Source organism: Pectobacterium wasabiae CFBP 3304, from assembly GCF_001742185.1.
Taxonomy (GTDB): Bacteria; Pseudomonadota; Gammaproteobacteria; order Enterobacterales; family Enterobacteriaceae; genus Pectobacterium; species Pectobacterium wasabiae.
The window spans coordinates 2,644,432-2,660,906 of record NZ_CP015750.1; the positions used below are offsets into that span (position 1 = coordinate 2,644,432).

Consider the following 16,475-nt stretch of genomic DNA (forward strand, 5'->3'; position numbering starts at 1 on the left):
ACACCGTGGTAGCCCCGTGTATCTCGATATTGAAGCGGTAATAGCCTGAAACACTGAGATGACAATTCTTGTCTAACCAATGGAACACAAGAGGGCTGACTGTGAAGCGATCTGTCTTGCTGTTGGTGGGCGCCATGCTGGCACCCTATGGCTATAGTGCACAGGATAATGCCGTGTCGTTATCCGTTTCGGGCTTGAATACCGTGCTGGATAATGGCTTGCTGAAAGTCACATTCGGGGAGGATGGCAGCGCGGTGAGTATGGTGACGGGGGACAAAAATATTGTCACCAACCTGTCCGGTGCGGTGCGCGATCCGAGCAAAACCCGTAGCGCTTACCTCGATTACTATGTCAATAATGGCAGTGTTAAAGGCGTCAAAGATTTTACCCCTGAGCGCGTAGAGGTGCTACGTAACGATCGTGAGATGGCGCATGTCGCCTATATCGACGATCGCGGCGGGCTGCTAAAACTCGAATACCACCTGATTATGCGGCGCGGCGTTAGCGGTCTTTATAGCTATGTGGTGGCCGAAAATAGCGGGAATCAGAATGTTAACGTCAGTGAACTACGTAACGTTTACCGCTTCGATCCTGCGCGATTAGACCATCTCTACAGTGGCGTTCGTCAGGGCAAACCGCTGCTCTATCGTCAGCTTGAGGCCTCGCCAAAGGTGCAGGATGAAACCTGGCGACTGCCGGATGGCAGTATCTATTCTAAATATGATTTTGCTGGCTACATGCGTGCCGCCCCTTTCTGGGGCGTCTTCGGTAACGGTGTGGGTGCATGGTTGATTCACGGCAATCGGGAGTATTTCTCCGGCGATGCGCTCAAGCAGGATTTACTGGTGCATCAGGATGCGATCATTCTGAACTATATGACGGGGTCGCACTTTGGCACGCCGGATATGAAAGCCCCGCCGGGCTGGAAAAAATTCTACGGGCCGTGGCTGCTGTACATTAACCAGGGCGATACCGAACAGATGCTGGCGGATGCACAGCGTCAGGCGCTGACGGAAACGGTCAGTTGGCCGTATCAATGGGTGAACGATCCCCGCTATGCGTTTGAACGCACGCAGGTTAGCGGACGCGTTGCTAGCCAGCAGCCCGTCACCGTCGTGCTTTCATCATCATTGGATGAGCCGTTTGATGTGCAAACCCGTGGCTATTCGTATCAGGCAACGACAGACTCGCAGGGAAGTTTTGCCATTTCTCATGTCCGTCCGGGTAATTACCATCTGGCCGTGTACGCCAACGGCGGTACGCAGCCGGGAGTATTGGCAGAGCAAACGCTGTCCGTTTCTGGTGATAAGAAAATGCTGCCGATGATAACGCTGCCGAAAGCTGAACCGATTGTCTGGGCTATTGGACAGGCAAATCGTCAGGCGAGCGAATTCCGCTTTGGTAACGAGGCGCGCAACACCCGCTGGCAGCATGAGGTTCCGGCTGATTTGACGTTTGATATTGGCCGTAGCGACTATCAGCGTGACTGGTACTACGCACAAACCAAACCGGGAAAATGGGATATCCGTTTTGCTCTACAACCTGAAAAGAAAACCTATTTCCTGAACATCGCTCTGGCGGCAGCCAGCAACAGCGGTATGAGTGAACCGACTACGCCGCAGTTGGCGGTAATGGTAAACGGCACTACGCTGGAAACGCTGACTTACGACAACGATAAAGCCATCTATCGCGGTGCGCTGCAGAGTGGTCGCTATCACGTTGCGCGTATCCCCGTGTCATCCGGTTTCCTGAAAAACGGTAACAACACCATCACACTGCAATTAAAAGGCGGCAGCGTGATGTATGACGTGGTGACGTTAAGCGAGGAATAAACTCAGTTTCAATAACGTGAAGGGGCGTGGGCAGGGATAGCCCACGATAAAAAAGAGCAGGAGCGATTTTCAACAACGCGAAGCGTTGGCCCGAAGGGGCGTGGGCAGGGATAGCCCACGATAAAAAAGAGCAGGAGCGATTTTCAACAACGCGAAGCGTTGGCCCGAAGGGGCGTGGGCAGGGATAGCCCACGATAAAAAATCATTTCTGCTCACTGAGAAGCAGTTGTGCCATCTCTTCATCGGACAATTGTGTGACGTGCTGAACCAGTTCCTGCTCCATCTTGCTTTGCAGCAACTGGCGGGCAATATTTAACGCACTAGCTTTCATCCCTTCCTGCATACCTTGTTCAAATCCCCTTTGATGTAATTGCTGTGCAATGGTCATTGTGTCTTCCTTATGTATTGACAGGGGCTCAGCCACTGAATCAATGAATCTGTCTATGTCAGAGGTATTGCCCACTTTCGCGACGTACAGTAACAATGCGTGCCGCAGTGGTAAAGACAGGTTCCAGTGCTCAAATAATAGCCCGATATCGTATGCCAATTCCAGCATATCCCGTGTGCGAATATGAAAGAGGTTAACTCTCTTTGAACGGGTCTCAGTCCTCTGACAAACCTCGATATTTGAGTTCTAATCAGATTGTTTTTTCGCAGACACAACCTATTTCTTGGTCGTATCTTATGCAGTTTAAGAGACTGTTTCGTGCGCCACACTGACGTTATTCATATGCTAAATCGTATACGCGCCCGACGCAGGGCGCTCAATCGCCGCCGCCCTGCGAACCCTGGCTTCCGGCTAAATTATGCCGCTGCGCGGTACCATCGGTGTTCATTACCGCTAATCGAGCCGCCAGTGACGCGTTTACTCGCCCATAAATGGGACTCGCCCTTCGGGCCAGCACAAGTGCTGTTCAAAACGTCGTTGACGTTTTTGTCCGACGCGACACTGGCTTTCGCGACGTCCTGTCGCTCACTCGGCGTTCATGAATACCTCTGCATAATTTTTTATGCCGGATAGAGACAAAATCCACCATCAGCTGTGGAGTTTATATATAAAAATTTTGGTAGGTGGGTAATCAGCAATATCAGGGAGTTAAATCCTCCCCAGTGAAGGGGAGGATGAGGTAGGTATTAGTGGGAACTGCCTTTTGACGCGCCGACGCCGGTTTGTGAGCGGACAAACTGTGCATGGAAGCGGGCGCGTTCCTGCTGCCCGGTTTCGGAACGGTCGGTGATGGAGAAGAACCAGATACCGATAAACGCGACCAGCATGGAGAAGAGCGCTGGATAATCGTAAGGATAAATCGGTGTGGCGTGACCGAGTATTTTCACCCAGATCGTCGGCCCCAGCACCATCAGAATGACGGCCGTTAATAGCCCTGCCCAACCGCCAATCATGGCACCGCGTGTCGTCAGCTTCGACCAGTACATCGAGATGATAATGATGGGGAAGTTACAACTGGCGGCGATGGAGAACGCCAGCCCAACCATGAAGGCGATATTCTGGTTCTCAAATAGGATACCGAGCGAAATCGCCACGACGCCCAGCACCAGTACGGTGATTTTCGAGACTTTCAGCTCATCGCGCTCTGTCGCTTTTCCTTTCTTAATCACGTTGGAGTAGAGATCGTGAGAGACCGCAGACGCGCCCGCTAGCGTCAGCCCAGCGACGACGGCCAGAATGGTGGCAAAGGCTACGGCGGAGATGAAGCCGAGGAAGAAGTTGCCGCCGACCGCATCAGCCAAATGCACTGCCGCCATGTTATTCCCGCCGATGAGTGCGCCCGTCGCATCCTTAAACGCAGGGTTGCCACTTACCAACAGGATGGCTCCAAAGCCGATGATGAAGGTCAGGAAGTAGAAATAGCCCATAAACCCCGTGGCGTAGAACACACTTTTCCGGGCTTCTTTGGCATCGCTGACGGTGAAAAAACGCATCAGAATGTGCGGCAGACCGGCCGTACCAAACATCAGCCCCAACCCGAGAGACAATGCCGATATCGGGTCAGAAACCAGTCCGCCAGGACTCATGATTGCCGCGCCTTTCGGGTGAACCGCCATCGCCTGTTTGAACAGCGCATCAAAGCTAAATCCTACGGATTTCATCACCATGACGGCCATGAAGGTGGCGCCGAATAGCAGCAGGACGGCTTTAATAATCTGTACCCATGTGGTGGCGAGCATGCCACCAAACATCACGTACATCACCATCAGAATGCCAACCAGTACCACAGCTACATGGTAGTTGAGACCGAACAGCAGTTCGATGAGTTTCCCAGCGCCCACCATCTGTGCGATGAGGTACAATGCCACGACCACCAGAGAACCACAGGCGGAAAGGCTACGGATTGGACGCTGTTGCAAACGGTATGATGCGACATCAGCAAAGGTGTAGCGCCCGAGGTTGCGTAGTCTCTCTGCGATCAGAAACAGGATAATTGGCCAACCGACCAAAAAGCCGAGCGAGTAGATTAGGCCGTCGTAGCCGGAGGTGTAGACCAGTGCGGAAATACCGAGGAAGGAGGCGGCTGACATGTAGTCACCCGCAATCGCCAGCCCGTTCTGGAAACCGGTGATATTGCCGCCAGCCGTATAATAATCGCTACGTGAGCGGGTTTTCTTCGACGCCCAGTAGGTAATATACAGCGTACCGCCGACGAACAGCAGAAACATCACGATGGCCTGAATATTCAACGGCTGGCGCTGGACATCCCCTGTGAGTGCATCTGCTGCCCATGCAAGCACTGGCAGTGCTAAGAGTCCGAACAGCATCATAAAGCGTATTTTCATTGCTTTACCTCATCCAGTAACTGCTTGGTCAGACGATCAAATTCACCGTTAGCGCGATACACATAGACGCCTGTTAGAATGAAGGAAATCGCAATCAATCCTACCCCGATCGGAATACCACGGGTAATACTGGAGCCCGGAGCGATAGGGGTGCCTAACCAGCTTGGCGCAAAAGCGATCAATAGAATAAAACCGACATAAAGCACCAGCATGATCAGTGAAAGAAAAGCGGCAAAACGCTGTCGCTTGTTGACCAGTTCTCTGAATAAGGGGTTACTTTCAATCCGTTGATAAATGGCATCATTCATCGTAAGTCTCCAGTAATTTGTAGGGTTTAGTCTTACCGCGAGTCACCGCCTGATTTATCGCCAGCCACATCCCCGCAAGCCACGTCATGGCTTACGGGAATGGAGAGAGCGGTGGGTCAGGTAGCTATTGAGAGGCGGTACTCATGGCCTGCTTTTCTTCGAGCAGTTTTTCGACGACGCCAGGATCGGCCAGCGTTGAGGTGTCCCCCAGATTGCTGGTGTCACCGGCGGCGATCTTACGCAAAATACGACGCATAATTTTGCCGGATCGCGTTTTCGGTAAGGAGTCAGTCCAGTGCAGGATGTCCGGTGTGGCAATGGGGCCGATTTCCTTACGCACCCAGTTGCGCACTTCCGTATACAGTTCGCTGGACGGCTCTTCGCCGTGGTTTAGTGTGATATAGGCGTAAATGGCCTGCCCTTTCATATGGTGCGGGATACCGACTACGGCCGCTTCGGCAATCTTAGGATGGGCAACGAGCGCAGACTCGATTTCTGCCGTCCCCAGACGGTGGCCGGAAACGTTCAGCACATCGTCAACACGACCCGTGATCCAGTAATAGCCATCCTCGTCACGGCGCGCGCCGTCGCCGCTGAAATACATGCCTTTGAAAGTGGAAAAGTAGGTTTGCTCAAAGCGATCGTGATCGCCAAACAGCGTCCTTGCCTGACCTGGCCAGGAATCCACAATCACCAGATTGCCTTCGTTGGTGCCTTCCTGTGGATTGCCGAGATTGTCGACTAGCGCAGGTTGTACACCGAAGAATGGACGCGTTGCGGAACCGGCTTTCGCTTCGATTGCACCGGGGAGCGGAGTGATCATGAAGCCGCCCGTTTCCGTTTGCCACCAGGTATCGACAATTGGGCATTTGCCATTGCCGATTTTGTTGAAATACCACTCCCAGGCTTCCGGGTTGATCGGCTCACCGACAGACCCCATGATCCTGAGCGATTCACGTGATGTGCCCTCGATAGCCTTGTCACCTTCGGCCATCAGCGCGCGGATTGCAGTAGGGGCGGTATAGAGAATATTGACCTTATGCTTATCAACAACTTGCGCCATACGACTAGCGTCCGGCCAGGTTGGTACGCCTTCGAACATCAGCGTAATCGCGCCGCATGCCAGCGGGCCATAAAGCAGGTAGCTATGCCCCGTAACCCAGCCAACGTCCGCCGTACACCAGTAGATGTCACCAGGATGGTAGTCGAAGACATACTTGAAGGTTAGTGCGGCGTAAACCAGATAGCCGCCAGTGGTATGCAATACACCTTTGGGTTTGCCGGTTGAACCCGATGTATAAAGGATAAACAGCGGATCTTCTGCATTCATCTCTTCTGGTGGGCAATGGTCGTCTGCTTTTTCTACCAGATCGTGCCACCACAGATCGCGCCCATCTTTCCATTCACCGCTCTTTCCCGTGCGACGGAAAACGATAACGCTAGAAATAGTGGTGACATTTGGGTTCTTTAACGCCTCATCAATATTCTTCTTCAGCGGAATCACACGCCCGGCGCGAACGCCTTCATCGGCGGTGATGACGAGTTTGGCGCTGGAGTCGATGATACGCCCGGAAATGGCTTCGGGAGAGAAGCCCCCGAAGATCACCGAGTGAATCGCGCCGATTCTGGCACAGGCCAGCATTGCCACCGCCGCTTCCGGCACCATTGGCATATAAATGGCAACGACATCGCCTTTCTTGACGCCTTGCGACTTCAGTACATTGGCGAAGCGGCACACGGATTGGTGCAGCTCTCGATAGGTGACTTTCTTACTTTCTGTTGCGTCATCGCCTTCCCAAATAATGGCGGTTTGATCGCCACGCTCGGCCAGATGGCGGTCCAGGCAGTTTGCTGCCACATTAAGCGTACCGTCCTCAAACCAGCGAATACGGATGTGGCCTGGGTCGAATGAGGTGTTCTTGATCGTTTCATAGGGTTTGATCCAATCGACGATCTTTCCCTGCTCACCCCAAAAGGTGGCGGGATCGTCAACGGACAGCCGATACATATTTTCGTATTGCTGGGCATTAATCAGTGCATTTTCCGCAATAGCGGCGGGAATGGCGTGTTTATTATGTTGTGTCATAGCGCTTCTCCTTAAACATGTTAATGCTATGTCAAATAATGGTTAATTGTAGTTAACTCGTTATCTTTGTTTCTTTTTTGCGCGATTGATCACGCAATGCAGGAAAAGCAATGGGGCGTTACTTAAAAGGTAGTCTTTTAGTTCAGAAAACAGACAGTTTTTTTGTGGTAACTAAAATGCGATAAGTGATATACGTCACAATATGGAAGACGGCAGAATTAGCTATGCTGTTATAATGTCATTAACGATCAATTCATTGTTTTCAATAGATTATATCTATTGTTATCAAGTTTTTGATCGCCCTTTACGATCAAAAGGTATAAAGATCCCGCTTATTCAGCCGATAGTAAAAATCCTGTTCAGAGTATATTCCTACGCAGGCCAGCTATTTAGCGTGTTCAAGTGTGTTCTATGTGTTGAGATTTCGTTCTATTTGTTAATTGTCTGTAGCTATTAATGAAGTAGATTTATCCGATTATCAACGAGCAGATAAGTGTGAATAATCTACACTCTAGGTAGGCTTCATCGCACAATCGTAGGCCTCCTTAAAAAGAGTAAAGATGCCGCTCAGCAAGCTGCTGACAAAAAAGAAAAGTAAAATGTTATTTTTGTGTCTTATTCAGAAATATCCGGTTTCCAAAAATAAATAACATAGATATACCCAACATCACTGACGCAAAGTAAGGCGGCAGGTGTTTGAGCCCCGCTAGCTTGAGAACCGATAAACGGTTCCGGTCAGCGAAATTCACTCTTTTCGTTAGGTGATTTTCTAGGGTAGGTAGGAACACTATTAGTCCGGAAAACTTTTATTTTCCGGTAGGTTGATTGCTTATCAATGGCGTGCCGTGAGGTCATGGTGCGCTGTGAGATATCTTTTTACATAGCATGATGCAGAGGAAACAATGAGTCTGATATTTGGCCGGAATGAGATTTTAGGCATGCTTTCTCAACCAGTTCAGAATGATCGGCGTGCTGTTGCAGTGATTGACGAAAAATGTAAAGTCGTCTGCGCGAATTCTGCCTTCAACGCCCATTTTGGATTGCGTGCTGAAATGAATACGCCCGTCTCAATTGATGATGTGCTACCTATCAATGTTAAGTTTGCCTATCACGACTTTATAACGAATGCCAACGTGTTGAGTACGCGCGTGGTTTCGGATCTGTTGTCTGATGGCTTTACCAAAAAGCAGCTAAGCACGCTGTCTTTTTCTAAGCTGAACGTTGAAAATCGGGTGCTTTCCTTGTTGATCCTGAACCAAGATACGGTTGAGCCTTCAACAAATTTGGCATCATAAGTTTGGATCATCGTTGATTATCTGGCCAGAAGAGTAGACGCGCGTATTTTCCAGTAGAAAATAATGATAAAAGAAAAATTGTTGTTATTAACAACGTTGTTATTGCCAACAATAGTATCGTTTTTCTCAATGCAACCGATTGCGCTAGATTATTCCCCACGGCCGGTTACGGTTAGTAAAACAATAAGGTAGCATTGATTTTCCGCGAATGGAGAATAAGAAACATTTTCTATTTGCCACGAAAACTTGAAAAATCAAGTTAAAATAAATAGTTAACTATTTTATTGTATATAATATGCTTCTTTAAAATAAACAGCGAAACGTTTCGATTTAATCCTGCTTTTTTTCTATCTGCTTGCACTTGCTTGCGAATTATCCTTTTAACCATAACCGTTTATTAAATACGGTAGTTTTTTCTTAAAAATCTCTTAATTTTTAATGTATTGAGAACCTTAAGGGGTAGCACATCAATAAGTAGACTCTCGTCTACTTATTGATGTGGCTAGCTAATATAACCTTTGCTGCCAGATAGCACATTTTGATTAAGAATAACGTCATTTTTACTCGCAATGGCAGGGTTATCACTATTGATAACGTGTTTCCCATAATTATTTTTATTCATAATACATCATTTCAATTTTTTTCGATTTTTAGTTCCCCTTTTTACCTCCTCAATTGGCATAGCTTCTGAAAACAAATGTTTCTTATGCGATAGGGGATAAATAATGGTTAAGTTTCGTACCCACCTGTTGGCGCGTACTTTACGTGCCGGAGTACTTGGGGCATCGTTTGCCTCAGTGCTGCCAGTGGCTGTGGTCTATGCTGCCACTGTGGCACCTGTCCGGCCCTACGCGGTGTCGTCCGGCCCGCTCAATCAGGTGCTCAACCAGTTTGCCCAACAGGCTGACGTATTACTTTCATACGATCCGGCACTCGTGGCAGGTAAACGCAGCCCGGGGTTGCAGGGAAACTACAGCGTTGAGCAGGGTTTCCAGCAGATCCTCAACAACAGTGGCCTCAGTGCTCAATACAGCACCGATGGCAGCGTGACGCTAGTACAGCGCATGGCGAGTGAACCTGTGCCAGTTTCAGCGCCCGCTACTGCTAAAAACGATCGGATCGTCGTTACTGCGCCACCGAATACCGCGATGAAGCTGGATGTGCCGATTTCAGAGACGCCGCGTGCGGTTGCTGTTGTCACGGAGAAACAGATCGAAGAGCGTGGGGCGCAAAAGGTCGATCAGGCGCTGCGCTACAGCAGCGGCATTCTGGCTACGCCATACGGGCCGGATAATAAGGCCGAATGGGTGACGATTCGTGGATTTAGCGATCAATCCCGGTTCCAAAATGGCTTGGCTACGCTGAATGAAGATGGGTTCTATGGTCAGCAGATTGAGCCATTTGGCGTCGAGCGTATCGAAGTGCTGAAAGGCCCTGCTTCTGTTCTGTACGGGCAAAACCCGCCGGGTGGCCTGGTTAACGTCATCACTAAACGACCAACGCGTTTGCCGCAGGGAAAAGTGGAGCTGGAATATGGCTCTAATGACTATCGCCATCTGGCCGTCGACAGTGCAGGTCCGTTGAATGATGACGGTTCGGTGCTGTATCGGGTTGTCGCGCTGGCGCGTGATACCTCGGGCGAGATGGATTTCTCGAAGAGCAAGCGCTTTTATCTGGCACCGAGCGTCACGTTCCTCGGAGAAGACACGGAATTGACCGTGTTAGCCAGCTACATGGATACGAAGTCCGATACTACCAACGGCTTTAAGCTGCCATACGGCACATTACAGGGCACGCCGTTTGGCAAAGTGGGCTATAGAACCTCGCTGGGTGAACCGGGAATGAACCGCCACGACAGCCGACAGTTCAACCTGGGCTATGAGTTCACGCATCATTTCAACGATACCTGGACGTTCCACCAGAACCTAAACTACGCCTATCTGAATTTGGATCTGCGCAATGCCTATGCAATAGGTATGGTGGATGAACGTCGCGCCAGCCGTGGGCTGACCTACCGCGATGGTTTTGCGCAGAACTGGGCTACGGATAACCGTTTAGTGGGTGAATGGCAGTGGGAAAGTATTGAAAATACCCTGCTGCTTGGTTTTGACTATCGCCGAGCCAATACACAAAGCCGCGATGCTGATTTATCACCTTATAATTCAGCACAGTATCAGTTCATTAATGACCCGATTGATATTTTCAACCCAGTCTATGGCAACTATATGCTGCGCGACGATCAGCTTTCCTACCATCGCTCCGGCCGTCATCAGAATGGTTACTATATCCAGAACCAGATCAAATATGATGAACGTTTGATCTTCTTGCTGGGTGGGCGTTACGACCAGTCAAAATCACGTACGCAAAATGAAATCATGGGGATTGATTCCCGGACGGATGATTCCAAATTCACGAAGTCTGCGGGAGTGATCTATCTGTTTGACAACGGAGTTTCTCCTTATATCAGCTATGCAGAATCTTTCCTGCCTATCGCCGATTACGATGCATCAGGACGGCAATATCAACCGACGATGGGCAAACAAACTGAGGTTGGTGTTAAGTACACCCCTAGTGGGGTTAATGGCTATGCATCTGCTGCTGTTTTCAATCTGAATCAGGAAAATATCCTAACCACAGATATCAATAACCCTATTCGCCGGGTACAAGCCGGTGAAGCACGTTCTCGTGGTGTCGAGTTAGAGCTGAGCGGTGAGGTATATTCCGGCCTTTCGGTGACAGCCAACTACACGTACAACAAAGTTGAGACAACGAAGTCCGGCACCGTTGAGGAAGTTGGAAAACGTCTGGCAGGCTTGCCATTACATAGCGCTTCCGCATGGGCAACCTATGCCTTCTCTGGCCCGCTCGAAGGGCTGACGGTTGGGAGCGGCGTACGTTATGTTGGGAGTTCATTCGGCGATAAAATTGAAAGCCGAAACTTGAAAGTCCCTGCTTATACATTATGGGATGCGATGATCGCCTATGATTTCAGTAAAGACTGGCGCTTGCAGGTTAATGCCACCAACCTGACAAACCGTGAGTATGTCAGTGCTTGCGATTTCTGGTGCTACTACGGCGAAGGCCGTAACGTTAGCGCGAATGTCAGCTATCGCTGGTAATCGTTACGCTGAAGGGGCCGACATCAGTATTTTATTTAAAATATTTTTTCGGTTTCACAACGGGAGTGCGGCATCTGGCGGGTGCCGTGTTCCCCCCTTGCCCTTTTGGGAGAACCGCTCTCAAAAACGGCTGACACATTCCATTGCTAGCGTCTTGAATGCTGCAAAATCCGTACAGGCACACAATCTTGTCGTGGCGCGTTCACGCAGAAAGGTGACAAAGATGTCGTAGATAGCCATTGCCTCTTCATACTCGCGCTTGCTAATCGCTAGCAAAAAGATCACATATGCGGTTTCTTCTCCCCACTGGATCCCTTGTGGGGCTAATACGGTGTAGACCACGGTTTTTTGCGCCAGCAGTCCCAGTGAATGCGGCAGCGCGATCCCTTCGCCGAACAGAGTGCTGACAATCGCTTCACGCTCGACCACCGAATCGAGGAACGTTGTATCGACAAAACCTTCATCACGGAGCTGATCGCACAGGGTAGTAAACAGCGTTTGCTGATCGATCGTGCCATCAATAATGCGGAAATGCGTCGCGTCGAAATACTTCTCTAGCATCCACGGGCGAGTGCGATCCACCAACACTCGCTTACCGATTTGCTCTAACTGGTAGTCGGTAGGGAACGGGGCGATGGTGACCACCGGTTTATCTTTTTCGCTAATGCGTGCCGTGGAAATCACGAAATCTTCGACGATGTCCTCACACTGTTCATACTCGCGCAGAGTCACGGTACGCGTAACGATAATCTGTGGATACTTACGCGCCAGCACTGCCTCAACCATCCGCACCATTGCATTACCGGCGTCGCACACGAGTAACACGTGTGGTTGGCGCTGGTAGCCGATGTTGTAATGCCGCTCAAGCCCTACGCCGATATGCAACACCAGGAAACCAATCTCGTTTTCGCTGATTACATATGGTGTGTATTTTCCCCAGCTTGAGACTGCCGCCAGCGTCATATCCCACGCCATCGGATAGTGCTGTTTGATGTTATCCAACAGTGGGTTAGGGATCATTATCTGGTAACGTACACGGGTGATCATGGTCTTGATATGCGTCAGCAAATCTGCGTGCAGTTGCACATCATCTTGCAGGTTGTAGTTATAGTGCGTGTTGATATAGTCGAGGATGTAGTTCACTAGCGTTTCATCGTCATCGGCACTGATGGTGCTTGGTACGAGTTCCTGTACGCGCCGTCCGGCAATATGCACCCGCAACCAGTGCTCTTCGGCGGCAGCCAGCGGTTTCCCCGCCAACTGTTGCAACGCTGCCGAAATATCTTTCGCTGCGTCACGCACGTTGTCATCGCCATCTTCGGCGCTAAATTCCGACAAGGGATAACCTTCACTGATGCGGCGTATCGCCACCGCACAGTAGAGGCGAATAAACAAATCTCCCTCATCGGTGAGGCGAATGTGATGATGGCTAAAACAATCATGCAGGATAGAAGCGAGCGCCTCCGGTACACCCAGATTAAGCGTTTCTTCAGTGAGCAGCGGGCTTTTCGCGTTCTGTTGCGTCAATTCCCATAGCAGATCGGTCAGACAGGCGCGCAGAGACATTTCGCTGCCGAACAACTTCATACCGTGGCGCGGACGCGTCTCCAGTATTAATTGGTAGCGGGAGAGTCTCTCCCGCACTTCGGTCATATCATTTTGCAACGTGGCACGACTGACAAACCATTCGTCCGCCAGGTCTTCAAGTTTGAGGGAGAACGCTGAGGTTAGAAACCTGACCACCAGATATTGCACGCGTTCCTGCCCGCTACGGGGGATGCGCAGTGCGCGCGAGCGGGTGGTTTGTAACGTCTGGTAACGCGTTTCATCGTCGATTTTCAACTGATAACCGCTACCACGCGCCAGAATAAACTGCGCACCGTGTTGTTCCAACAGCGCGTTTAATGCAGTGATATCTGCTCGAACGGTACGCGTGGACACCGATAGCCGTTGTGCTAACTCATCCTGTGGCAGTGTCTCGTTTTGCAACATTATAAACAGTTGCGCTAAACGTTGGTTAGGGAATCGCACGTCGGTCTCCTCGCGTAGTCTTAAGTCCTGAGCCCGTTACACTCGCGCTTTGGTCATTGCCAGCAGTTGGCGAACATCAGATGGACGAGTGTCGCCGCTTACCTTATCAATAATAGAGCTATAAATGTGCGGAATGATTTTACTGACTCCTGCATCCAGAGCGATTTGTAAGATCTCGCTATAGTTATCCAGATCGATACCGCCAGTCGGCTCCAGCCAGAACCCGTTACGCGCACAGGCTTCAGCGACGGCCTGATACTCATCACGGCATTTCAGGCCGCCCATCGGGAAGTATTTAATCGAGCTACCGCCCATATCTTTTAGCAGGGCAATAGCGGTATCGATTGGCACGATGCCGTCCGTTGTCTGGCTGCTTAGTGGCCCGGTGGAAATTTTTACCAGACCTGGCGTACCGGTCGGTGACACCAGTCCGTTCACCACGGTGTCGTTTTGGCCCAGCAGTGCGCGGCTGGTTGCCACACCGGTAAATACCTGGTTGACGTGTTGCGGCTGTACTTCACGGGCGATGAGGCTGACCATCGCCGATTGGTTCGGATCGCCCGCACCAAGGCCAATAGAGAGCGCGTTATTGATACGCTCGGCATAGTCACGCATATCCGCCACGGCGCTTGCCACATCCGGGTAGTTTTTTGACAGCACACCGACCAGTACATGCCCTTCGGCGGCGTCGTAAATCTCACTGGCGTTCTCTTTGCTACCCGCCAGCACATTCAGGCATATACGGTCATGGTAAAAATTCGGTGTCAGTTTCATGCGGTGTGCTCCTTGTTCAATTCTTCGGCGATACGGCGGTAAACGATCTCTAACTGGTCGGCCGTCACGCTGCGTACATCGGCTTCGATAATCCCTTCATTGGCTTTGTAGCCACGGAAGTAGATAGCATATTCCCCTTGTTTTAGAGCGCTAACCAGCTCGGCAGTGGCAATACCGGTAGTGGCTTCATCAAATTTTATTTCGCTGCGGGCAATATCACGCCCAGCGCTGTCCCACACCACACGGGCGCTAACGCCATTCAGGGTATTGAGATGCTCAAGGAACGGCGTCATTTTGGCGACCATTTCCGTACCGCTCTCTTTATTTGCGCTGAGGTAGTGCTCTATAGCGCAAGTCAGGCCGAGGATGCCTTCTTTGCCTACCTTCATTGCGCGGCCAATACCTGCTGTCTGGCGTTTCACCCACTCCACATATTGTGTTTTACCGATCACCAGCCCGCTGGTTGGCCCTTCAATCGCTTTCGCACCGCTGTAAATAATCAGGTCGGCTCCCGCACGGTAGTAGCGCTGTAAATCTTCTTCCGCTGCTGCATCGACAATCAGCGGCACGTTGTGTTTGCGCGCTACCGCAGCAGCCTGTTCAACACTGAGCATGCTCTTTTGTACACAATGGTGGGATTTAATGTAGAGGATCGCCGCTGTGCGCGACGAAATTGCCGCTGCCAGTTGGTCTGCGGAGCACTCGTTGGCGTAGCCCGCTTCCACTACTTTGCCGCCGCCCAGCGCAACCATGGTGCTGACTGGTGCGCCGAAGTTAACGTTATGGCCGCGTGGTAGCACGATTTCGTTGTTATCTATCGCCGTGCTGTGCAAGTTTTCCAGCAGCCAGTCGCTGTCGCGTACCAGCACTGCCGCAACAGATTGAGCAATTCCTGCCGATGCGCATGACACCACGGTTGCGCCTTCAACCTCTAACAACCTGGCGATGTATTCACCGGTTTTGTTCACCAGATCTTTCATTTCGAAGTAGTGGTTCATGCCGCTTAATACCGCATCCACCACGTCTGGACGTGGCGTGGAAACACCGAGTGCGGTCATGCGCCCCGAGGCATTGATGACGCGTTTTAACTGGTACTTTTCATAAATCGAAGGCATGTTCTGCACTCCCTTGTTCGGTCAGATAGATTTTTCCCATACGCATGGCGGCCAATGGCGTCAGTAACTGGTCAGCCTGCAAACAGTTGTTTTCCGCATCGGTAAATCGTATTGGTTGTTTGCGGAGATCGAAGATCGTCAGGTCGGCGTCATAACCGACGATAAGCTGACCTTTACACTCCAGATGCAGGGCGGCGGCGGCATTGTTGGTCACGCAGGCAATCACCTGTGGCAGTGATAGGCCGATGGCGAGGAATTTGGACATCACGTTTGCAAGCGTTCGCACTGGGCCATCGATGCGATTGCGACAGTAAATATCGGAACTGATGGTTTGTGGCAAAATCCCCAAAGCAATCGCCTGCTGCGCCACGGCAAAGCTGAAACTGGCGCTGCCATGTCCGACATCCAGCCGCACACCGCGCGCAATCGCACGCGCCACCGATGCTCGCAGCTCACCGCTAGGGGTGAGAATACGATTCGGTTTGCCGTTATAGCAGTGAGTAATGATGTCCCCTGTGGTTAGCAGATCGGCAATTTCATCAAGGTTCGGCGGGTTGTTACCAATGTGTACCATTAATGGTAGTTCGCCGTTTGCTTTCTGAATTTCCTTTGCGCGCTCCAGAGGCGCGATACCGTTCTCGCCGACCACGCTACTGCTCATACGTGCTTTCAGGCCGACAATAAAATGGGGGTGACGCTTCACCGCGTTGCGCACAGCCTCGGCATCAATATTTGCCATATTGGCCAGTTCATTCTGTGCGATAAGCCCTACGCGAGAGATATTCAGCAGCGCGTATACCTCAGTCACTGCCTGGCGGGTAACGGTGTAAAAATCATCCACGTCATCAGCGCCGGTGCTGCCGGCATCAATCACTGTGGTTACACCTGTGGCGATCCCCACACTGTCTGGCTGGTCATGGTAGATAGGGGAGTGCGGGTAGCAGTGCACATGGGAATCGATCCAACCGGCACTCACGTAGTGCGCTGCGTGCAGGTCGATGGTTTTGAGTGCTGGGCCGTGGATCTCTCCCAATGCGACGATTTTCCCCGATTTGATGGCAATATCCGTTACTGTGTCGTCAGCCAAACGTGCCCGGCGCAGGAGTAAATCAAACATACATA

At 50.9% G+C, this 16,475-nt stretch carries 11 protein-coding genes; 3 read left to right on the forward strand and 8 right to left on the reverse strand.

Annotated elements, in window-relative coordinates; all coding sequences use genetic code 11:
- Positions 1-101 precede the first annotated feature (101 nt).
- Positions 102-1,832 (forward strand): polysaccharide lyase family protein, encoded by a 1,731-nt coding sequence (locus tag A7983_RS11985; RefSeq protein WP_005971721.1) that lies wholly within the window; start codon positions 102-104, stop codon positions 1,830-1,832.
- 202 nt (positions 1,833-2,034) lie between these two features.
- Here A7983_RS11985 and A7983_RS24870 read toward each other — a convergent pair whose 3' ends face one another.
- From A7983_RS24870 to acs, 4 genes are all read right to left on the reverse strand, one after another.
- A complete protein-coding gene (locus A7983_RS24870) occupies positions 2,035-2,220 on the reverse strand; it encodes a hypothetical protein (RefSeq protein ID WP_235778035.1) in 186 nt (61 codons plus the stop codon).
- Between the two features lie 746 nt (positions 2,221-2,966).
- A complete protein-coding gene (gene actP / locus A7983_RS11995) occupies positions 2,967-4,625 on the reverse strand; it encodes a cation/acetate symporter ActP (RefSeq protein ID WP_005971726.1) in 1,659 nt (552 codons plus the stop codon).
- Positions 4,622-4,933: a DUF485 domain-containing protein gene (locus tag A7983_RS12000; RefSeq protein ID WP_005971729.1), complete on the reverse strand. Its 312-nt coding sequence runs from the start codon at positions 4,931-4,933 to the stop codon at positions 4,622-4,624. The genes actP and A7983_RS12000 overlap by 4 nt, the downstream gene beginning before the upstream one ends.
- A 124-nt stretch (positions 4,934-5,057) precedes the next feature.
- Entirely contained in the window at positions 5,058-7,019 is a 1,962-nt protein-coding gene (gene acs / locus A7983_RS12005; protein WP_005971731.1) for an acetate--CoA ligase, read from the reverse strand.
- A 902-nt stretch (positions 7,020-7,921) separates the two neighbouring features.
- Here acs and A7983_RS12010 point away from each other — a divergent pair.
- Both A7983_RS12010 and A7983_RS12015 read left to right on the forward strand, forming a co-directional pair.
- Positions 7,922-8,314, forward strand: a complete 393-nt coding sequence (locus A7983_RS12010) for a hypothetical protein (protein ID WP_005971734.1) — start codon at positions 7,922-7,924, stop codon at positions 8,312-8,314.
- 725 nt (positions 8,315-9,039) lie between these two features.
- Complete coding sequence (locus tag A7983_RS12015) at positions 9,040-11,433, forward strand: TonB-dependent siderophore receptor (RefSeq protein ID WP_005971736.1); 2,394 nt, start codon at positions 9,040-9,042, stop codon at positions 11,431-11,433.
- Positions 11,434-11,553: 120 nt separating this feature from the next.
- Here the strand turns inward: A7983_RS12015 and A7983_RS12020 are convergent, their stop codons facing one another.
- From A7983_RS12020 to A7983_RS12035, 4 genes are read right to left on the reverse strand one after another with little or no spacing between them, the layout of a single operon-like run.
- Entirely contained in the window at positions 11,554-13,464 is a 1,911-nt protein-coding gene (locus tag A7983_RS12020) for a BglG family transcription antiterminator (protein WP_005971738.1), read from the reverse strand.
- 36 nt (positions 13,465-13,500) lie between these two features.
- Positions 13,501-14,238, reverse strand: coding sequence for a 2-dehydro-3-deoxy-phosphogluconate aldolase (dagF, locus tag A7983_RS12025; protein WP_005971742.1), 738 nt, complete (start codon positions 14,236-14,238; stop codon positions 13,501-13,503).
- Complete coding sequence (locus A7983_RS12030) at positions 14,235-15,353, reverse strand: DgaE family pyridoxal phosphate-dependent ammonia lyase (RefSeq protein ID WP_005971745.1); 1,119 nt, start codon at positions 15,351-15,353, stop codon at positions 14,235-14,237. The genes dagF and A7983_RS12030 overlap by 4 nt, the downstream gene beginning before the upstream one ends.
- On the reverse strand, positions 15,337-16,470 hold the full coding sequence (locus A7983_RS12035) for an amidohydrolase/deacetylase family metallohydrolase (protein WP_005971749.1): 1,134 nt from the start codon (positions 16,468-16,470) through the stop codon (positions 15,337-15,339). Before A7983_RS12035 ends, A7983_RS12030 begins: the two co-directional genes overlap by 17 nt.
- Positions 16,471-16,475: the final 5 nt, after the last annotated feature.

Bases quoted from the DNA above. Each gene is read 5' to 3' on its own strand.
- A7983_RS24870 (WP_235778035.1), bottom strand. From the start codon at position 2,220: ATGACCATTGCACAGCAATTACATCAAAGGGGATTTGAACAAGGTATG.
- actP (WP_005971726.1), bottom strand. From the start codon at position 4,625: ATGAAAATACGCTTTATGATGCTGTTCGGACTCTTAGCACTGCCAGTG.
- A7983_RS12000 (WP_005971729.1), bottom strand. From the start codon at position 4,933: ATGAATGATGCCATTTATCAACGGATTGAAAGTAACCCCTTATTCAGA.
- acs (WP_005971731.1), bottom strand. From the start codon at position 7,019: ATGACACAACATAATAAACACGCCATTCCCGCCGCTATTGCGGAAAAT.
- A7983_RS12010 (WP_005971734.1), top strand. From the start codon at position 7,922: ATGAGTCTGATATTTGGCCGGAATGAGATTTTAGGCATGCTTTCTCAA.
- A7983_RS12015 (WP_005971736.1), top strand. From the start codon at position 9,040: ATGGTTAAGTTTCGTACCCACCTGTTGGCGCGTACTTTACGTGCCGGA.
- dagF (WP_005971742.1), bottom strand. From the start codon at position 14,238: ATGAAACTGACACCGAATTTTTACCATGACCGTATATGCCTGAATGTG.
- A7983_RS12030 (WP_005971745.1), bottom strand. From the start codon at position 15,353: ATGCCTTCGATTTATGAAAAGTACCAGTTAAAACGCGTCATCAATGCC.
- A7983_RS12035 (WP_005971749.1), bottom strand. From the start codon at position 16,470: ATGTTTGATTTACTCCTGCGCCGGGCACGTTTGGCTGACGACACAGTA.